The 19,862-nt window shown below is 70.0% G+C and carries 16 protein-coding genes and 1 pseudogene; 1 reads left to right on the forward strand and 16 read right to left on the reverse strand.

All coding sequences use genetic code 11. The features are described 5' to 3' along the window. Positions 1–20 precede the first annotated feature (20 nt). The 16 genes and pseudogenes from tkt to ndhC all read right to left on the reverse strand — a co-directional run bounded on the left by tkt (position 21) and on the right by ndhC (position 18,636). Positions 21–2,006, reverse strand: a complete 1,986-nt coding sequence (gene tkt / locus C8D93_RS14985; RefSeq protein ID WP_110266208.1) for a transketolase — start codon at positions 2,004–2,006, stop codon at positions 21–23. Positions 2,007–2,053: 47 nt separating this feature from the next. Beyond that, on the reverse strand, positions 2,054–2,929 hold the full coding sequence (locus C8D93_RS14990; protein WP_110266037.1) for a phosphoribulokinase: 876 nt from the start codon (positions 2,927–2,929) through the stop codon (positions 2,054–2,056). Between the two features lie 17 nt (positions 2,930–2,946). Continuing rightward, a complete protein-coding gene (locus tag C8D93_RS14995; protein WP_110266038.1) occupies positions 2,947–3,987 on the reverse strand; it encodes a class 1 fructose-bisphosphatase in 1,041 nt (346 codons plus the stop codon). Between the two features lie 154 nt (positions 3,988–4,141). Further along, entirely contained in the window at positions 4,142–5,584 is a 1,443-nt protein-coding gene (locus tag C8D93_RS15000; RefSeq protein WP_110266039.1) for an NADH-quinone oxidoreductase subunit N, read from the reverse strand. Then, the gene (locus C8D93_RS15005; protein ID WP_110266209.1) at positions 5,581–7,074 is read right to left on the reverse strand and encodes a complex I subunit 4 family protein; all 1,494 of its coding nucleotides are present in this window, start codon (positions 7,072–7,074) and stop codon (positions 5,581–5,583) included. The genes C8D93_RS15000 and C8D93_RS15005 overlap by 4 nt, the downstream gene beginning before the upstream one ends. A 17-nt stretch (positions 7,075–7,091) precedes the next feature. Further along, the gene (nuoL, locus tag C8D93_RS15010) at positions 7,092–8,915 is read right to left on the reverse strand and encodes an NADH-quinone oxidoreductase subunit L (RefSeq protein ID WP_110266040.1); all 1,824 of its coding nucleotides are present in this window, start codon (positions 8,913–8,915) and stop codon (positions 7,092–7,094) included. Positions 8,916–9,103: 188 nt separating this feature from the next. Next, a pseudogene (gene nuoK / locus C8D93_RS20750) lies at positions 9,104–9,409 on the reverse strand (NADH-quinone oxidoreductase subunit NuoK); the annotation flags it as partial. Further along, positions 9,406–9,906 carry an NADH-quinone oxidoreductase subunit J gene (gene nuoJ, locus C8D93_RS15020; RefSeq protein ID WP_110266042.1) on the reverse strand — a complete coding sequence of 167 codons (501 nt, stop codon included), beginning with the start codon at positions 9,904–9,906 and terminating at the stop codon, positions 9,406–9,408. The pseudogene nuoK and the gene nuoJ, both read right to left, overlap by 4 nt. 16 nt (positions 9,907–9,922) lie before the next feature. Continuing rightward, a complete protein-coding gene (gene nuoI / locus C8D93_RS15025) occupies positions 9,923–10,480 on the reverse strand; it encodes an NADH-quinone oxidoreductase subunit NuoI (protein ID WP_110266043.1) in 558 nt (185 codons plus the stop codon). Next, complete coding sequence (gene nuoH, locus C8D93_RS15030) at positions 10,480–11,439, reverse strand: NADH-quinone oxidoreductase subunit NuoH (protein WP_110266044.1); 960 nt, start codon at positions 11,437–11,439, stop codon at positions 10,480–10,482. The genes nuoI and nuoH overlap by 1 nt, the downstream gene beginning before the upstream one ends. Next, a complete protein-coding gene (gene nuoG, locus C8D93_RS15035; RefSeq protein WP_110266045.1) occupies positions 11,436–14,102 on the reverse strand; it encodes an NADH-quinone oxidoreductase subunit NuoG in 2,667 nt (888 codons plus the stop codon). Before nuoG ends, nuoH begins: the two co-directional genes overlap by 4 nt. Then, a complete protein-coding gene (nuoF, locus tag C8D93_RS15040; RefSeq protein ID WP_211307368.1) occupies positions 14,102–15,382 on the reverse strand; it encodes an NADH-quinone oxidoreductase subunit NuoF in 1,281 nt (426 codons plus the stop codon). Before nuoF ends, nuoG begins: the two co-directional genes overlap by 1 nt. Next, complete coding sequence (gene nuoE / locus C8D93_RS15045; RefSeq protein ID WP_110266211.1) at positions 15,379–15,852, reverse strand: NADH-quinone oxidoreductase subunit NuoE; 474 nt, start codon at positions 15,850–15,852, stop codon at positions 15,379–15,381. The genes nuoF and nuoE overlap by 4 nt, the downstream gene beginning before the upstream one ends. Positions 15,853–15,854: 2 nt before the next feature. Next, positions 15,855–17,618 (reverse strand): NADH-quinone oxidoreductase subunit C/D, encoded by a 1,764-nt coding sequence (nuoC, locus tag C8D93_RS15050; protein ID WP_110266046.1) that lies wholly within the window; start codon positions 17,616–17,618, stop codon positions 15,855–15,857. Continuing rightward, on the reverse strand, positions 17,615–18,250 hold the full coding sequence (locus C8D93_RS15055; RefSeq protein WP_110266212.1) for an NADH-quinone oxidoreductase subunit B: 636 nt from the start codon (positions 18,248–18,250) through the stop codon (positions 17,615–17,617). Before C8D93_RS15055 ends, nuoC begins: the two co-directional genes overlap by 4 nt. Next, on the reverse strand, positions 18,250–18,636 hold the full coding sequence (gene ndhC / locus C8D93_RS15060) for an NADH-quinone oxidoreductase subunit A (protein ID WP_110266047.1): 387 nt from the start codon (positions 18,634–18,636) through the stop codon (positions 18,250–18,252). The genes C8D93_RS15055 and ndhC overlap by 1 nt, the downstream gene beginning before the upstream one ends. A gap of 200 nt (positions 18,637–18,836) precedes the next feature. Between ndhC and C8D93_RS15065 the strand changes: the two genes are divergently transcribed. Beyond that, positions 18,837–19,766, forward strand: a complete 930-nt coding sequence (locus tag C8D93_RS15065) for a LysR family transcriptional regulator (protein WP_110266048.1) — start codon at positions 18,837–18,839, stop codon at positions 19,764–19,766. The last annotated feature ends 96 nt before the right edge of the window (positions 19,767–19,862 follow it).

The following is a 19,862-nucleotide window of genomic DNA, read 5'->3' on the forward strand; positions in this document are numbered from 1 at the left end:
ATCGTTGTGTGACGCGTGGCTCAAGCTTCTTCCCGACGTGCCGGCGAGGAGGCCTGAACTGCCGTGCGCACGATTTCTGTAATGCGCTCCACGGTCAGGCCGAAGTGCGGATACAGATCCTTGGCCGGCGCGCTGGCGCCGAAGCCGGTCATGCCGATGAACCCGCCGTCGTCGCCGAGCCAGCGGTCCCAGCCCTGGCGCAGCGCGGCCTCGACGCCGAAGCGCGGCGCGGTTCCGAGGACCGCCTTGCGATAGTCGGCCGGCTGCTGCTCGAAGCGCTCCCAGCACGGCATCGACACGACTGCGGCGTCGATGCCCTGCGTGGCCAGCTGCAGCGCGGCGTCGAGCGCCAGCGCCACCTCGGAGCCGGTCGCCAGCAGCGTGGCGTCGCGTCTGCCCTGCGCTTCACGCAGCACGTAAGCGCCGCGCGCACAGCGGTTGTCGTCGTCGTGCGCGGTGCGCAGGATCGGCAGGTTCTGCCGCGACAGGCACAGCACCGACGGCGTCTGCGCCGACTGCAGCGCGAGCTGCCAGCATTCGGCGGTTTCGACCGCGTCGGCCGGGCGCATGACCTGCAGGTTCGGAATCACCCGCAGCGACGCGAGGTGCTCGACCGGCTGATGCGTGGGGCCGTCCTCGCCCAGGCCGATCGAGTCGTGCGTCATCACGTAGATCACGCGCTGGTTCATCAGCGCCGACAGGCGCATCGACGGCCGGCAATAGTCGGAGAACACCAGGAAGGTGCCGCCGTAGGGAATGAAACCGCCGTGCAGCGCGATGCCGTTCATCGCCGCGGCCATGGCGTGTTCGCGGATGCCGTAGTGCAGGTAGCGGCCAGAGAAGTCGCCGGGCGCGACGGCACGCATGCCGGCCGCGATGGTGTTGTTCGAGTGCGTGAGGTCGGCGGAGCCGCCGACCAGGTTCGGCTGCGCCCGGCCCAGCAGGTCCAGCACCTTCTGCGAGGACACGCGCGTCGCCTCCGGCTTGCCGGCCTCGCGCGCGGCGCGCTTGAACGTCCGCACCGCGTCGCCGACGCCGGGGGCGATCCCGCCGGCGAGCGCTTCGGCGAAGGCGCGGCGTTGTTCGGCCGGCGCCTGTTCCAGCCGCTGCTGCCAGCGCTCGCGCAGCGCGGCACCGCGCGCGCCCGCGCGCTGCCATGCGGCGGCGATGGCGCCGGGGATCTCGAACGGCGGATGCGGCCAGTCGAAGGCGCGGCGGGCGGCCCTGATCTCGTCGGCGCCCAGCGGTGCGCCGTGCACGCCGGCGGTGCCGGCTTTGGTCGGCGCACCGTAGCCGATGGTCGTGCGGCAGGCGATCAGCGTCGGCTTGCCGCCGGTCTGCGCGGCCGAGAGCGCCGCGGCGATCTGTTCCGGGTCGTGACCGTCGATGCGGCAGGCGGCCCAGCCGCTGGCCTCGAAGCGGCGCAGCATGTCGTCGGAACAGCTCAGCGCGGTGCTGCCGTCGATGGTGATGCCGTTGTCGTCGAACAGCACACAGAGCTTGTTCAGCCGCAGATGCCCCGCGAGCGAGATCGCCTCGTGGCTGATGCCTTCCATCAGGCAGCCGTCGCCGGCGACGACCCAGGTGCGGTGATCGACCAGGCCGGGGCCGTGGCGCGCGGACAGCATGCGTTCGGCAATGGCCATGCCCACGGCCGTCGCCAGCCCCTGGCCGAGCGGGCCGGTCGTGGTCTCGACGCCGGGCGTGTGGCCGTATTCCGGATGACCCGGCGTAAGCGACCCGAGCTGGCGGAAGCGGCGCAGCTCGTCGACCGTCATCGCCGGGTTGCCGCTCAGGTGCAGCAGCGCGTACAGCAGCATCGAGCCGTGACCGGCGGACAACACGAAGCGGTCGCGATCCGGCCAGTCGGGCGCGGCGGCGTCGTACTTGAGGAAGCGCGTGAACAACACCGTGGCGACATCGGCCATGCCCATCGGCATGCCGGGATGGCCGGACTGCGCCTGCTCGACGGCATCCATCGCCAGCACGCGCAGCGCGGCGGCCATCTGCGCGTGCGTCACCGCCTGCGCGGTGCCGTTGGGCGCAGCGCCGCTCACAGCATCCTCCGGCGCCGGTCCACGAGGCGCATGATCATCGGCGTCAGGATCAGTTGCATCGCCAGCGCCTGCTTGCCTCCGGGGATGACGATGGAATTGGGACGCGACATGAAGCTGTTCTGGATCATCGACAGCAGGTACGGGAAGTCGATGCCGTGCGGATCGCGGAAGCGGATCACGACCATCGACTCGTCCGGCGTTGGAATCCAGCGCGCGATGAACGGATTCGACGTGTCCACCGTCGGTACGCGCTGGAAGTTGATGTCCGTCTTCGTGAACTGCGGGCAGATGTAGTGCACGTAGTCCGGCATGCGCCGCAGCATCGTGTCCATGATCGCCTCGGTGGAATAGCCGCGCTCGTGACGGTCGCGGTGCAGCTTCTGGATCCATTCGAGGTTGATCGTCGGCACCATGCCGATCTTCAGGTCGGCATGGCGCGCGAGATCGACGCCGTCGTGGACCACCGCGCCGTGCAGCCCCTCGTAGAACAGCAGGTCGGTGTCCGCCGGCAGCGGCTCCCAGGGCGTGAACGTGCCGGGCGGCGATCCGTACTGCTCCGCCTCGGCCTCGTCGTGCACGTAGTGGCGCGTGCGCCCGGTGCCGTTCTCGCCGTACTCGTGGAACACGGCCTCGAGATCGGACAGCAGGTTCGCGTCGGGGCCGAAATGGCTCAGGTGATGGTTGCCGCGCGCCGCGGCCTCGGCGATGGCCTGCTTCATGCCGGCGCGGTCGTAGCGATGGAAGGCATCTCCCTCGATGTACGCCGCGCGCACCTTCTCGCGGCGGAAGATCTGGACAAAGGTGTTCTTCACCGAACTGGTGCCGGCGCCGGAGGAGCCGGTGATGGAAATGATCGGATGCAGTGCGGACATGAAAGGACTCCGGCGATTCAGCCGCGCAGCAGGCCGCGGCGGCCGAACAGCGGCCAGTGCGCGCTGTCGGCGATGGACTCGACGTGGTAGCGGCGCACGCGCTCGACCTTGTCGATCGCGCCGAACACCAGCGGCGTCCGCTGGTGCAGCGTCGCCGGCTGGATGTCGAGGATGCGCTGGACGCCGTCGGTCGCCGCGCCGCCGGCCTGTTCCATCACCATCGCGACCGGGTTGGCCTCGTAGACCAGGCGCAGGCGGCCGTGGCGATAGCCGCGGCGGCGGTCGCCGGGGTAGAGGAACACGCCGCCGCGCGTGAGGATGCGGTAGCCGTCGGCGACCAGCGACGCGATCCAGCGCATGTTGAAGTCGCTGCCGCGCGGGCCCTCGCTGCCGCGCTCGCAGTCCTCGACGAAGGCGCGGATCGGCGCTTCCCAGTGCCGGTAGTTGGAGGCGTTGATCGCATACTCGCGCGTGCCGGCCGGCAGCTTGCACTGTGCCCGGGCGAGACGGAAATCGCCGTCGCGACGATCGAGGATGAACACCTGCGTGCCCCGGCCCAGCGTCAGCACCAGCGCGGTCTGCGGGCCATAGATGAAAAAGCCTGCAGCCAGCTGAGCATGGCCGGGCTGCAGGAAATCCGTCGCCGCGTTGCCGATCGCGGGAAGGATCGAAAAGATCGTGCCGATGGAGACGTTGGTGTCGATGTTGGACGAGCCGTCCAGCGGATCGATCGCGACGGCGAGCGGCGCCTTCGCATCGAGCCGCTGCGGCGCCTCGGCTTCCTCCGACGCGACCGCCGCGACCGGCGCGCCGCGCAGGCGTTCCACGAACAGCTCGTGCGCGCGCAGGTCCAGCTCCTTCTGCGCGTCGCCGTCGGCGTTGCTGCCGCCGCGCAGCGCACCCAGGGTACCGGCGAGCGTGCCCAGCGAGATCAGCTCGGCGAGTTCGCGCGCGCCGTCGGCCAGCGCGAGAACCGTGTCGGCGATGGCCGCGTGCATCGACTGCTGGAGCGGGTCCAGCGTCTGCAGGTGTTGCCGCAAGGTGGCGGGTGGATGCATGGGCGCGCTCTCCTCGGTTGCGCTGGGCGCCGTGGTTCGCGACCCGGCGCTGCTGCTGTCTGGTGATGAAAGCTAAAGCTCGTTCGGCTTTAAAACAAACTAAATATTGTTGATAAATCGTTCATAAAAATTTGATAAAGACCCGGAGCAGCATTCATCCAGGCGCGACGGCCTGCGTCGTCGTGCGGATCTCCTGCATCAGGGACGCGGGCAGGATGCCCCACCACAACACCAGCCCACAGGAGAGTGCGAGCGGGATCGGCGACCATCGGACCCCGCGATGCGGAAGTGCGGAAGCGGCGTCGTCGGGCGGCTGGAACAGCAGCACGGCGATGCGCAGGTAATAGAACAGGCCGAGCGCGGAACTTATGACGAGTGCGCCGATCAGCAGCCAGGTTCCGGCATCGACGCCGGTGGCGACGATGTAGACCTTGCCGAGAAAACCGGCCGTCAACGGCACGCCCGCGAGCGACAGCAGCGCCAGCATCAGCCCGAGCGCGAGTGCGGGACGTCGCTGCCAGAGGCCGCGCAGCGCGGCCGGATCGTCGGCCTCGGCGCCTTCGAGCGCGGAGATTTGCGACAGTGCGCCGAAGGCGATCAGGCCCGCAGGCACATAGGCGAACAGGAAGAACAGCACCGCCTCGGCACCCAGCGGCCCGCCGATCAGCACTGGCACGATCAGGTAGCCGGCATTGGCGATCGACGAGTACGCGAGCATGCGCTTGAGCGATCGCGTCAGCAGCGCGGCCGATGCGCCGACGAGCATGCTCGCCGCCGCCAGCAGCGCGAGCAGTCCCCAGAGCACGCCCTGCGGCGGCAGGACCGCGGTCAGGCGCAGCAGCACGGCGGCGACGGCCGCCTTCGACAGCGTTGCCAGCAGCGCCGTCACTGGCAGCGGTGCGCCCTGGTAGACGTCCGCGGTCCACAGGTGGAACGGCGCCAGCGCCAGCTTGAACGCGAGCCCGGTCCACAGCAGCGCCGCGCCGGCGAGCGCCAGCGGCGACGATCCGGCGACGGCCAGCGGCGCGAGCGCGTCGAGGCCGGCGTCGCCGGCGAGCAGATAGAGCAGGGCGAGTCCGAACAGCAGCGCCGCCGAAGCCGCCGCCGAGAGGATCAGGTATTTGGTCGCGGCCTCCAGCCGCTGCGGACTGTGCGTCGGCCACGCGATCAGGCCATAGAACGCAACGGCCATCAGTTCGAGGCCGAGCAGCAGCGATGCGGCGTGATTCGCGGCCGCGAGCAGCAGCGCGCCGAACACGGCCAGCAGCACGAGCAGGACGCCCTCGTCCGCCGGATCGCGCGCGCCGCACTCGTAGTCGCGCAGCAGTGCGACGACGACGAGGCCGGCGCCGCAGAACAGCATCCACAGCAGGCGGGCGCCGTGGTCGACCATGAACAGCGGCGTGACCGGAATCGCCACTGCGCCGTCGGCCGTCGGCGCGGACAGCAGCGCCGCCGTCGCCAGCGTGACCAGGCCGATCGTCGCGGCCGCCGTGCGGTTGCGGCCGAAGCAGCCCTGGAGCAACAGGGCCGCGACGCCGGCACCGACGACCAGCAGCGGGGCGATGGCGAGCCATTGCGCGGTGGTGAGGATCATCGCGCGTCCCCGGCCGGCAGCAGTGCGGCGGTCGTCGCCAGCGCCGGTCGCGCGGCGTCGATCAGCGGCTGCGGAAACAGCCCGAGCGCGACCAGCAGCAGCAGCGCCGCGGCCAGCGTGCCGCGCTCGCGCGGCAGCAGGTCCTGCACGGGGGCGTCGTCCGCCGGTGGTCCGTGCAGCACGCGCTGCACGACGATCAGCGAATACACCGCGGCCACGATCAGGCCGGTCGCGCCGACGGCGGTCGGCCACGGCGCGACCGGGAAGCTGCCCGCGAGGATCAGGAACTCGGCGATGAAGTTGCCGGTGCCGGGCATGCCCAGCGACGCGACGCTGAAGAACACCAGCGCCGTCGCGTAGCGCGGCGCGCGCGCGGCGATGCCGCCCATGCGGCCGAACTCGCGCGTGTGCAGACGCTCGTACAGCGCGCCGCAGAGGATGAACAGCGCGCCGGTGGACAGGCCGTGCGCGAGCAGCAGCACCATCACGCCCTGCAATGCGGTTTCGGTGCCGGCGTAGGCGCCGAGCAGCACGAAGCCCATATGCGAGACGCTGGTGTAGGCGACGAAGCGCTTGATGTCGGTCTGCGTCATCGCCAGCGCCGCGCCGTAGAGGATGCCGGCGACGCCGAGCGCCATCGCGACGGGCGCGAATGCGGCGGCGGGTTCCGGAAACAGGTTGATGCCGTAGCGGATCAGGCCGAACGCGCCGGTCTTGAGCAGCACGCCGGCGAGGATCACCGAACCGGCCGTCGGCGCCTGCGAGTGCGCATCCGGCAGCCACGAATGTACCGGGAACGCCGGCAGCTTGACCGCGAAGGCGACGAAGAAGCCAAGCATCAACCACTGCGCGACGTCGTGGGGCAGCGACAATGCGAGCCAGTCCGTGTACTCGAACGACCAACGACCGGTCAGTTCCGCGTGCCACCAGCCCATCGCCAGGATCGCGACCAGCATCAGCAGGCCGGAAGCCTGCGTGAACACGAAGAACTTCATCGCCGCGTAGACGCGCCCGCGCGGCTGGCCGGCGCCGTGACCCCACAGCAGGATCAGCAGGAACATCGGCACCAGCATCGCTTCCCAGCAGATGAAGAACAGCATCAGGTCGGTGGCGAGGAACACGCCGGCGACGCCGGCCAGGTTCAGCAGCAGGTTGGCGTGGAAGAAGCCGGTCTGTTCGCGGATCTCGCGCCACGAGCACAGCACCGCGGCGAGGCCGAGCACGGCGGTCAGCAGGATCAGCAGCGCGGCGAGGCCGTCCATCGCGAGGTTGAAGCCGATGCCGAAGCGCGGCATCCACGGCGCGCGAAATTCGGCGAGCCACGGCGAGGCGTCGCCGGCCGATGCGAACAGCCACGGCAGCGTCATCAGCGTCAGCGCCGCGAGCGTGGCCAGCGAGACCCAGCGGGGTGCGTCGGCATGCCAGCGCGCGGCCGGCCACGCGAGCAGCGCGCCGACGACGGGCAGCGCGATCAGCGCGTACAAAGGCAGGTCCAGCAACAGGCTCGTCACCACAATGCGGCTCCCAGCAGCAGAATCAGGCCCAGCGCGATCGCCACGGCGTAGCTGCGCAGCTGCCCGGTCTGCGGCAGCAGTGCGCCGTGGTGCAGGCCGCGCGCGAGGGCGGCGATGCCGGCGGCGAACAGGCCGTCGGCGGGATCGCGGCGCAGCAGCCGGCACAGCGCCAGCCACGGGTTCACGACGAGATGGTCGAACAGCGCATCGAAGCCGAACGCCGCGGCGGCGATGCGGCGCCAGCCGCGCAGCGGCTCCGGCGTCTCGCGGCCGCGGCCGTACAACAGCCAGGCGATGCCGATGCCGCCCAGCGACAGTGCGACCTGCGCCAGCAGCACCGGCAGCGGATGCTCGACGTGCACATCCGGCAGGCTCAGCGCCGCCGTCAGCGGCACCAGCGCGCCGAACAGCGACAGGCCGATCAGTGCGAGCAGCGGCAGCCGCATCCGCAGTGAGCGGTCCTCGTGCGGCGCTTGATGCCCGTGCCTGCGCTCCGGTCCGTGGAAGACGATGAACACGAGACGGAAGGCATAGACGCCGGTCAGCAGCGCGCAGAGCGCGCCGAAGGTCCACCAGCCGTAATGGCCGCCGCCCCAGGCCGCGAACAGGATCGCGTCCTTGCTGTAGAAGCCGGCGGTCACGAAGGGCAGCGCGGCGAGCGCTCCGGAGCCGGCGACGAAGCTGGCGTAGGCCAGCGGCAGCCGGCGGCGCAGTCCGCCCATGCGGAAGATGTCCTGCTCGTGGTGCAGCGCGTGGATCACCGCACCGGCCGCGAGGAACAGCAGCGCCTTGAAGAAGGCATGCGTCATCAGGTGGAACACGGCCGCCGTGTACGCGCCGGCGCCGAGGGCGACGAACATGTACGCGATCTGGCTCATCGTCGAATACGCGAGGATGCGCTTGATGTCGCGCTGCGCCAGCGCGGTGATGCCGGCCATCAGCAGGCCGATGGCGCCGATCCAGCCGACGACCTGCAGCACGACCGGCGCCAGTTCGAACAGGGGATGCAGGCGCGCGATGAGATAGACGCCGGCCGTGACCATCGTCGCCGCGTGGATCAGCGCGGACACCGGCGTCGGGCCGGCCATCGCGTCCGGCAGCCAGGTGTGCAGCGGGATCTGCGCGGATTTTCCGGCGGCGCCGCCGAGCAGCAGCAGCGCGATCAGCGCGATGACCGGATCGCCGCTGCCGAACCGTTCGGGTGCCGTCGCGACGATCTCAGCGATGCCCAGCGTGCCGAATTCGCGGACGAGCAGGAACAGTCCCAATGCCATCAGCGTGTCGCCGACGCGGGTGATGACGAAGGCCTTGCGCGCGGCATGGCCGTTGGCCGGATCGTCGCGGTAGTAGCCGATCAGCAAATAGCTGCACAGGCCGACGCCTTCCCAGCCGAAGTACAGCGCGAGCAGATCGTCCGCGAGCACCAGCAGCAGCATGCTGGCGACGAACAGGTTCATGTACGCGAAGAAGCGGCGGATGCCGGCGTCGCCGTGCAGGTACCAGCCGGCGAAGACGTGGATCAGGCTGCCGACGCCGGTGATGACCCAGAGCATCGTCAGCGCGAGGCCGTCGAGGTGCAGCGCGATGCGCGGCGCCCAGCCTTCGACCGAGAACCAGGTCCACAGCACGCGCGTGACCGGCTCCGGCGACGGCAGCCAGGCGATCGACAGCAGCGCGGTGATCAGCGCGGCCAGGGCGACCGAGCCGGCACCGATCCACGGCACGGCGCGATCGGGGATGCCGCGCCACGTGAACAGCAGGCCGGCGCCGGCCAGCGGCGCGGCGACGATCCAGGGGAGCAGGGATTCTGACGTCATGACCGTTCGAATCCGATTCCCTCTCCCGCTTGCGGGAGAGGGGCAGGGGAGAGGGCGGCGCCCGAAGCGGCGCCGGAATGTGCGGCCCGTTCCGCACGCGCCTGCGGCGCGCCCTCTCCCGGCCTTTCAGGCCACCCTCTCCCGCCAGCGGGAGAGGGGAAAGGGTTCGGCCGTCCAAGCAGGTTCAGCGCCGGCAGCTCCAGCGTCCGGATGTGGCGGGCGAGCTGCATCGCCAGCGCGAGACCGACGGCGACCTCCGCCGCCGCGAGCGTCAGCACGAGGATGTAGAGCACCTGTCCGTCGGCCTGCTGCCAGCGCGCGCCGGCGACGATGAAGGCGAGGCCGGCGCTGTTGAGCATGATCTCCAGCGCCATCAGCACGAACAGCAGGCCGCGGCGCAGCAGCAGCGCCACCCAGCCGAGCGCGAACAGCGTCGCGCACAGCGCGAGCGCGGCCTGGGTCGGGATATCGATCCCGGCGGTCTCCGCGATCATGCCGTGCGCTCCGGCATGCGGCCGATGCGCCAGGCCGCGACCAGCCCGGCCAGCAGCAGGAACGAGCCCAGCTCGACCGCGAGCAGGTAGGGACCGTAGAAGCGGATGCCGACGGCCTTCGCTTCCACGGCGATGCCGGCCGCGGGCGCCACGGCCGGCGTCGCCATGCCGTAGAGCAGTTGCGCCAGCAGCACCGCGCACATCGCCGACGGCAACAGCCAGTAGCGCGGCCGCAGCAGGCGCCGCTCCCGCTCGCGCGCTTCGGGACCGGCGTTGAGCAGCATGACCACGAAGACGAACAGCACCATGATCGCGCCGGCGTAGACCAGCACCTGCAGGGCTGCCGCGAGCGCGGCGCCGAGCGAGAACATCACGCCGGCCGTGGCCAGCAGCGAGACGATGAGGTTCAGCAGGGCATGCACCGGATCGGGCCGGGAGATCGCCAGCGCGGTGGCCAGCACGGCGATGGCGGCGCAGGTGGAGAACAGGAGATCCATGGCGGTCGTCGGGCGATCAGGGCAGCAGGGTCTTCACGTCGACCGGCGCGGCTTCGTTCAGCGCCTCGCCCTTGTCCTTGCCGGCGATGCCGATGCCGGCGACGCGGTAGAAGTTGTAGCCGTGGCGCTTGCCTTCGCCGGCGATCAGCAGATGCTCCTTCTCGTAGACCATGTTGCGGCGGTCGTACTCGGCCATCTCGTAGTCCGGGATCAGCTGGATCGCGTAGGTCGGGCAGGCTTCCTCGCACAGGCCGCAGTAGATGCAGCGCGAGAAATTGATGCGGAACCACTCGGGATACCAGCGCCCGTCCTCCGGGCGCTCGGCCTTCTGCAGCGCGATGCAGCCGACCGGGCAGGCGACCGCGCAGAGATTGCAGGCGACGCAGCGCTCCTCGCCGTCGGGATCGCGCGTGAGCACGATGCGGCCGCGGTAGCGCGGCGGCAGCACCGGCTTCTGCTCGGGGTAGAGGACCGTGGCGCGCGGCGCGAACGCGTGCAGCATCACACGCCACATCGACAGCCATTGGGTCCACGTGCCTTCGAGCACGTCGCGAATCAGGTGCGGCAGGCGCATCAGGATCTCCAGAGAATGACGGCGCCGGTCACGGCGACGTTGACGAGCGACAGCGGCAGCAGCACCTTCCAGCCGAAGCTCATGAGCTGGTCGTAGCGCGGCCGCGGCAGTGCGGCGCGCAGCCAGATGAAGCAGACGATGAAGAAGGCGGTCTTGAGCGCGAACCACAGCAGCGGCGCCTCCGGCAGTCCGAAGGGCGCCAGCCATCCGCCGAAGAACAGCGTGGTCAGCATTGCGGACGCGAGCGCCACGCCGGCGTATTCGCCGACGAAGAACATGCCGAACTTCATGCCGGAGTATTCGGTATGGAAGCCGGCCGTCAGTTCGTGCTCGGCTTCCGGCAGGTCCAGCGGCGCGCGGTGGGTTTCCGCCAGCGCGGCGACGAGGAAGATCATGAAGCCGAGCAGCTGCGGCACGATGAACCAGAGGTCGCGCTGCGCCTCGACGATGCCGGTGAGGCTGAAGGTGCCGGCCTGCGCGACGATGCCCATCAGCGCCAGGCCCATGAACACCTCGTAGGCGATGGTCTGCGCGCTGGCGCGCAACGCGCCGAGCAGCGCGTACTTGCTGTTGGACGCCCAGCCGCCGAGCAGCACCGAGTACACCGCGAGCGAACTCACCGCGAGGAAGAACAGCAGCGCGATGTTCCAGTCGGCGGCGACGTGGATCTGCGGCGACAGCGGCACGACGGCGAACGCGAGCAGGCCGGCCGCCATGACGATCGCCGGCGCGAGGGTGAACACCACGCGGTCGGCGAACGGCGGAATCCAGTCGTCCTTCATGAAGATCTTGATCATGTCGGCGAGCACGTGGCCGATGCCGAACAGGCCGGCGCGGTTCGGGCCGTAGCGGTCCTGCCACAGCCCGAGCAGGCGCCGCTCGGCCCAGATCAGCAGCGCCGAGACGGTGACGAGGCCGCCGAGAATCAGCGCGGCGGTCAGCAGCGGGCTGCCGTTCATGCGCCGTCCCCGGTGAGCTGGAAGTCGCTGGACAGCGGCGCGCCGGCGAGCAGCGTGAGCGGCACGCCGATGGCGTTGCGTGCGAATCCGGCGTCGATGTGCAGCGGCAGGCGCAGCGTCGTGGCGCCGATGCGCAGCCGCGCCATCTCCGCGCCGGTCAGCCGCAGGCGCGCGGCGGTGTCGGGATGCACGCGCAGGGTGTCGCGTCCGCTGCGCCGCTGCGTGATGACAGCTGCGAGCGCGGACAGCTCCTCGGCGGCGAAGAGATCGTGCAGCGGCACCAGCGCGTCGGCGCGCGGGGTGCGTCCGGTGGCGCCCGCGACCTCGGCATCGTTCCCGGCATCGGTCACGTCCAGCGGCACGATCAGGCGGATGCCGGGATTGCCGCCGCGCAGATCGCCGCCGATCTCCTGCTGGAAGCGGTGCAGCGCCTGGCCGGAATTCCAGCTCGGCGCCCAGACCACGGGCGCGAGTCCCGACGGTCGCGCGGCGGTCGGCGGCGCGCCTTCCATGCTGAAGGCCAGCGGCGATGCGTGGTCCTGCGGCGGCCGCGGCTCGTGGATGTCGCGCGCGGCGTGCATCGCCGTGCGTCCGCTGTAGCGGTGCGGCTGGCGCGGGATGCGCGTGCCGGCGATGCGGAAATCGCTGCCGGGCGTCGCCGGATCCGGCTGCGCGAGCGCGGGCAGCTGCTGCGCCAGGCGCTGGTGCAGGCCGTCGAAGCTGCCGCCGTGCTGCAGCCAGCGCCACGCCGGGCGCGGCGCGCCTTCGAGCGGACGGAACACGGCGAAGTGACGCTGCGCGCGGCCCTCGAAGTTGACGAGGGTGCCGTCGCTCTCGAAGACGTTGGCGGCCGGCAGCAGCAGGTCGGCGGCCTGCGCCGTCGGCGAGTCGACGTGATCGAGCACGACGAGATTGCGCACGCGTGCCAGCGCCGGCTCCAGTTCGGCGGCGGGCACGCGACGGAACAGGTCGTTCTCGAGCACGACCAGCGTCTGCACGTGGCCGGCGCGCATCGCGTCGAGTGCATCGACGAGGGCATGGCCGCCGAGCAGTGCGGCGCCGGCGCTGTTGGCTTCCGGGAACACCACCGCGACGTCCAGCGGGCGGCCCGTCGCGGCATGGAATGCGGTGGCGAGCCGCGTTGCGGCGCGCAGCAGCCCGGCATCGCGGCAGCCGCAGCCGGTGACGAGCAGCGGACGCTTCGCCGCGAGCAGTGCGGCGGCGATGTCGGCAGCGATGCCGGTGGCCAGGGTGTCGCCTTCCGGGGACGACAGGCGCTGCGCGATCTCGCCGGCCAGCGCGGCCAGCGCGGGCGGTGCCGCACGCAGGCTGGCTCTGGCGAGTGCATCGAGGTCGCTGGGCGCGGGCGTGGCGACGAACAGCGGGCTGCGTGTTTCCTGCGCGATCAGGCGCACCGATGCGTCCTGCCAGCGCGGCACCTGCATCGCATCGGCCTGTTCGAAGCTGTCCTGGCGGACCATCTGGCGCAGCGCGAGCGAGAGCCGGGCACCGGTCTGCGTGACGTCTTCGCCGAGCACGACGGCGGCGTCGCTGCGCCCGGCGTCGCGCACGCCGGCGATGCGCACGGCGGGATGGCGCAGCAGCGCCAGCGCGGCGTCGGTCGCGGCCTGCTCGTCGGCGCTTTCGCCGCGATGGAAACAGGCGTCGCCGACGCGCTGGCGCAGCGCGAAATTGGCTTCGAGCGACGCGCGCGGCGAGCCGATGCCGAGCACGCGCCCGCTGCCGCAGACGGCGTCGAGCCGGCTCGCGGCGGCGCTGCGCGTGACGGTCTCGCCGCACCAGCGCGGTTCGCGCGGACGATCCGCACGCTGCGCGTAGCCGTGGCCGTAACGGCCGCGGTCGCAGAGGAAATAGCCGTTGATCTCGCCGTGGTAGCGGTTCTCGATGCGCTTGATGCGGCCGTAGCGCTCGCCCGGCAAGGTGTTGCAGCCGATCGAGCAGTGCGCGCAGACGCTGGGCGCGCTCTGCAGGTCCCACTTGCGCGTGTAGTCCTCGCCGTAGGGTCTGTCGGTGAACACGCCGGTGGGGCAGACCTCGACGAGATTGCCGGAGAACGGGCTTTCCAGCGTGCCGTCCTGCGCGCGGCCGAAGTAGACGTTGTCGTGCGCGCCGAAGGCATCGAGATCGGTGCCGCCGGCGTAGTCGCGGTAGAAGCGCACGCAGCGGTAGCAGGCGATGCAGCGGTTCATCTCGTGCGCGACCAGCGGGCCGAGATCCTGGTTGCGATGCGTGCGCTTGGCGTGACGGTAGCGGCGCTCGGCCTGGCCGGTCATCACCGTGACGTCCTGCAGGTGGCAGTTGCCGCCTTCCTCGCAGACCGGGCAGTCGTGCGGATGATTGGTCATCAGCATCTCGACGACGCCCTGGCGCATCTCCTGCGCGGCCGGCGCGTGGATCGAGAAGCGCGAGCCGTCCGCGCAGGGCGTCATGCAGGCCATGACGATGCGGCCCTGCGTGTCGTTCTCGTCGCGGTACTGGGTGACGGCGCATTGCCGGCAGGCGCCGACGCAGCCCAGCGCCGGATGCCAGCAGAAGTAGGGCAGGTCGAGGCCGAGTTCGAGCGCGACCTCGAGCAGGTGGCGGCGCGGATCGGCGGCCTGCGGCTGGCCGTCGATCCAGATCGTGTTCTGCGGGCGACCCATCAGGCGGCCTCTCCGATGGCGGCGGGGGCGAGCGCGCGCTCGAAGTCCTCGCGGAAATGTTTCAGCGCCGACTGCAGCGGTTCCATCGCACCCGGCGCGTGCGCGCAGAAGGTCCGGCCCGGCGCGAGCAGGCGTGTCTGCCGCGCGAGCAGTTCCAGGTCTTCGGGGCGGCCGCGTCCGGCTTCGAGTTCGCCGAGCAGTTTTGCGGTCCACGGCAGGCCGTCGCGGCAGGGCGTGCACCAGCCGCAGGACTCGCGGGCGAAGAAGGTTTCGAGATTGCGCAGCATCCCGAGCAGCGAGGTCCGGTCGTCGAGCAGGATCATCGTGCCGGTGCCGAGACGCGAACCGGACTTCGCGATGTGCGTGTAATCCATCGGCAGGTCGAGCTGCGCGTCGGTGAGAAAGTCGGTGCTCGCGCCGCCGGGCAGGAAGCCGCGCAGCTTGAGGCCGTCGCGCATCCCGCCGGCGTGCGTCTCGATGATCTCGCGCGCGGTCGTGCCCATCGGCAGTTCCCAGCAACCGGGGCGCCGCACCTTGCCGGAGACGCCGTAGAGCTTGGTGCCGCCCTCGTCGGTGCGCGACAGGCCGCGATACCAGTCGGCGCCGAGCCGCAGGATGTGCGGCACGTTGCACAGGGTCTCGATGTTGTTGACGACGGTCGGCTTGCCGAACAGGCCGGCGACGGCCGGGAACGGCGGCTTGGCTCGCGGGATCGCCCGGCCGCCTTCGAGCGACGAGATCAGCGCGGTCTCCTCGCCGCAGATGTAGCGGCCGGCGCTGGTGTGCAGGTGCAGGTGGAACGAGAAGCCCGAGCCCTGGAGGTCGTCGCCGAGCCAGCCGGCGGCTTGCGCGTCCGCGATGGCGGCGCTGACCTGCCGCGCGGCCTCGAAGTATTCGGCGCGCAGGAAGACATAGCCGACGGACGCGCCGATCGCGCGCGCGGCGATGGCCATGCCCTCGATCAGCTGGTGCGGATCGCGTTCCAGCAGCAGCCGGTCCTTGAAGGTGCCGGGCTCCATCTCGTCGCCGTTGGCGATGACGTATTTCTGTACCGGCGTGTCCGGCACCAGCGACCATTTCACCGCCGTCGGAAAACCGCCGCCGCCGCGTCCGCGCAGGCCGGCCTCGCGCACGCTGGCGATGATCGCCTCGGGCGACATCGCCAGCGCCGCGCGCAGTCCTTCATAGCCGCCGGCCTCGCGGTAGCGATCCAGCGTGACCACGCCGTCGGTGGCGAGCAGCCGCGCGGTCAGCGGCCGTTGATTCAGTGCGTCGCTCACGGATAGCGCTCCAGCAGCGCGTCGAGCGCGGCGGCGTCGAGCGTTTCGAGATCGCGGTGCGTGTCCTCGCCGATCAGCATCGCCGGCGCGCGGTCGCAGGTGCCCAGGCAGCAGATCGGCAGCAGCGTGAAGCGGCCGTCCGGCGTGGTCTGGCCGTAGTCGATGCCCAGCCGCGCCTTCAACAGGTCGGACAGCTTCGTCTGCCCCATGACCCAGCACGACACCGAGTCGCAGACGTGGACCACGTGACGGCCGACCGGGCGGCGGTAGATCAGGTTGTAGAACGTGGCGACCGCATCGACGGCGGCGGGCGAGCTGCCGAGGCGTGCGGCGATGCCGGCGACGGCGTCGTCGCTGACCCAGCCGCGATGCTTCTGCACGATCTTCAAAGCCTCGATGGTCGCGGCGCGCGGCTGTTCATAGTGCGCCCGCTCGCGGTCGATCTCGCGGTTTTCTTCTTCGGTGAGCATCTTCATCGGTCCACGTCCGCCATGACGAAGTCGATGCTGGCGATGATCGCGATCAGGTCGGCGACCATGAACCCGCGCGCCATCGCCGGGATCTGCTGCAGGTGCGGAAAACTGGGCGTGCGGATGCGCGTGCGGTAGCTGCCGGTGCCGCCGTCGCTGACCAGGTAGTAGCCGTTGAGGCCCTTGGTGCCCTCGACCATGCCGAAGGTCTCGCCCGGCGGCATCACCGGTCCCCAGGACACGCCGAGGAAGTGATGGATCAGCGTGTCGATGTCCTGCATCGTGCGTTCCTTCACCGGCGGCGTGGTCAGCGGATGCCGCGCCTTGTAGTCGCCGGACGGCATGTGCTTCAGGCACTGCTCGATGATGCGCAGGCTCTGGCGGATTTCCTCGACGCGCACGAGGCAGCGGTCGTAGACGTCGCCGTTGTTGCCGGTGGGGATCTCGAAGTCGAAGTTCTCGTAGCCGGAGTACGGTCGCGCCTTGCGCAGGTCCCAGGCCAGGCCGGTGGCGCGCAGGTTGGGGCCGGTGACGCCCCATTCGATGGCCTCGTCGGCGTCGTAGGCGCCGATGCCGATGCTGCGCTTCCTGAGGATGGTGTTCTTCAACGCCATCTTCTCGTAGTCCCTGAGGCGCTTCGGCATCCAGTCGAGGAATTCGCGGACGAGCCGTTCCCATCCCTGCGGCAGGTCGGCGGCGACGCCGCCGATGCGGAACCACGCCGGGTGCATGCGGAATCCGGTGATCGCCTCGATGACGTCATAGGCCTTCTGCCGGTCCACGAACATGTAGAACACCGGGCTCATCGAGCCCACGTCCTGCGCGTAGGTGCCGTAGAACAGCAGGTGCGAGGTGATGCGGAAGAACTCGCAGAGCATCACGCGGATGGTCTGCGCGCGCGCCGGCACGGTGATGCCGGCCATCTTCTCGATCGCCATCAGGTACGGCAGGTTGTTCATCACCCCGCCGAGGTAGTCGATGCGATCGGTGTACGGGATGTACGAATGCCAGCTCTGGCGCTCGCCCATCTTCTCGGCGCCGCGATGGTGGTAGCCGATGTCCGGCACCGCCTCGACGACTTCCTCGCCGTCGAGCTGCAGCATGATGCGGAACACGCCGTGCACGCTGGGGTGGTTGGGGCCGAGGTTGAGGATCATGAAATCGTGATCCCCGCCGTCGGTCTGCATGCCCCATTCGGCGGGGTCGATCTTCAGCGCCGCCTGTTCGCGGTCCATGCCCGCTTCGTCCATGCCGAAGCGTTCGGCTTCCGTGGCGCGCGCGTAGTGGTCCTTGCGCAGCGGATGCCCTTCCCAGGTGCGCGGCATCATGATGCGCACCAGATGCGGATGGCCGTCGAAGCGGATGCCGAACAGGTCCCAGACCTCGCGCTCGTACCAGTCGGCGTTGCGCCACAGCGCGGTGATCGACGGCAGCGACGGCGCCGGGCCGCGCAGCGCGACCTTGATGCGGATGTCGCTGTTCCGCGCCAGCGAGATCAGGTGATAGACGACGGTGAAGTCGGACGCCGGCTGGCCGTCGCGGTGCACGCGCACGCGCTCGTCGATGGCCGTCAGGTCGAACAGCAGCAGGTAGGGCTGGACGACGCCGTGCTTGAGATGCCGCAGCACGGCCAGCAACTGCGACGCCTCCACCCACAGCGTGGGAATGCCGTCGAAGGTCGGCTGCGGCCGCGGTGCTGCGTCGGCGAAGCGCTGCCGCAGTTCGGCGGCGATGTCGCTCGCCGGGGCGTCGAGCACCGCGCTCACGGCAGCGTGTCCGGATCGTGCAGCCGTGTCATCGCCACGCGTTCCGCGTGCTTGCGGTCGCGGATCGAGGTCTTCGGCACCTGGCTGACGCCCTGCGGGCCGACCACCCACGACAGCGGACGGCTTTCCTGCTGGATCGAGTCCTGCAGCAGGATCAGCGCTTCGAGGAATGCCTCCGGGCGTGGAGGGCACCCGGAGATGTACACGTCCACCGGCAGGATCTTGTCCACGCCCTGGACGACGGAATAGATGTCGTACATGCCGCCGGAGTTGGCGCAGGAGCCCATGCTGATGACCCACTTGGGCTCCAGCATCTGTTCGTAGAGGCGCTTGATCACCGGCGCCATCTTCAGGAACGGCGTGCCGGCAATGACGATGACGTCGGACTGGCGCGGCGTGGCGCGGATGACCTCGGAACCGAAGCGCGCGAGGTCGTGCTGCGAGGTGAAGGCCGTGGCCATTTCCACGTAGCAGCAGGACAGGCCGAAGTTGAACGGCCACAGCGAATACTTGCGGCCCCAGTTGACCAGATCGTGCAGGCGCGCGGTGAGCACGCTGCGCTGCACCTGTTCGTCCGTGGGCGCGGCGTCCGGCACGGCGGCGCGGCTGTAGGGTTGCAGGGTGTATTCCATCAGCGGGTTCCGGTGCGGCGTCGGGGCGGGTTCCAGTCCAGCGCGCCGCGGCGCCACAGCCACGCAAGGGCGAGACCGAGCAGGCCGAGGAACACCAGCAGTTCCAGATAACCGGCCCAGCCGGCTTCGCGCGCGGCCACGGCCCAGACGAAGACGTAGGCGGCTTCGAGATCGAAGATCACGAAGAACATCGCCATCAGGTAGAAGCGCGCCGACAGCCGCAGCCGGGCGCCGCCGGTCGAGACGATGCCGGACTCGTAGGTGTCGGCGCCGGCCGCGGTCAGGCGGGTGCGGCCGCCGAGCACGGCGGACAGGCCGAGCATCAGCGCACACAGGCCGACGACCAGCGCGGCATAGAAGCCGAGCGGCAGCAGGTCGATGTTCATGCGGACGGACCGCCGGGGTGTCCGGTGCCGGCCTGGGCCTGGACTGGGGCCTGGATCTGAATCGGGGCCATCGTGCGTTCTCCTCGCGACGCGGGTGCGGCGTTTGCCGTCTGGGGTGGCGAGACCGTATCGTGCGCACGGCTATTCAAACAAACTGAAAATATTTCACTGATCGTTAAATATTTTTTAAAGGTGCTGTCATGGCGAACCTCACCCTGAAGCAGTTGCGCGCCGTGGCGATGATCGCCCGCTGCGGCACGCTGACCCGCGCCGCGGCCGAGATGCATGTCACACCCGCGGCGCTGACCGCGCGGCTGAAACAGATCGAGGACGAACTGGGCATCCTGCTGTTCAGCCGCACCAGCGGCGGCCTGATTTCCACCGAGGCCGGGCGCACGATGCTCGGCGCGGCCGAGGCGGTGGAAACGGTGCTGGAGCGCTGCGTGGAGCAGATCGACGTGCTGCGCGGCGTGCGCGGCGGGCGCGTGGCGGTCGGCGTGGTGTCCACCGGCAAGTACTTCGCGCCGATGGCGGTGGCGGCATTCGGCCGCGAGTATCCGGGCATCGAGATCCGGCTCGTCGTCGGCAACCGCAAGCAGATCATCGAGGCCCTGCGCGAGTACCGCGTGGATCTCGCGATCATGGGGCGGCCGAGCAGCGAGTTTCCGACCGAGCACCGCACGCTGGGCGAGCACCCGATGGTGATCGCCGCGGCGCCGGAGCATCCGCTGGCGTCGCGCGAACGCATCGCGCTGGCGGAACTGGCGTCGGAACGGTTTCTGGTGCGCGAGCCGGATTCCGGCAGCCGTACCGTCTACGAACTGCTGGCGGATCGCATCAGCCCGGATCGTCCGCGCATCGCGATGGAGATCGACAGCAACGAGACGATCAAGCAGGCCGTGATCGCCGGTCTGGGCATCGCGCTGATCTCCGCGCACACCATCGAGTCCGAGCTGAAGGCCAGGCGGCTGGTCGTGCTCAACGTCGAGGGCCTGCCGATCCGCCGGCACTGGCTGCTGGTCCGCCGCGCCGACCACAGCCTCGGTCCGGGTGCGCACTCGTTCTGGGATTTCATGCTGCGCGAGGGGCAGGGGCTGCTGCCCCGGCTGTCGCTGCGCTCCGTGCACTGACGGGGCGGAAGCTCGCTTTCCGGTTCAGCGGCGACCTGGAAACACGCTGTCCGCAAAGCCGGGGTGCACGCCGGAGAATTTTTCAGGCCACACGCC

This window comes from Sinimarinibacterium flocculans (assembly GCF_003201205.1).
Classification (GTDB): Bacteria; Pseudomonadota; Gammaproteobacteria; order Nevskiales; family Nevskiaceae; genus Solimonas; species Solimonas flocculans.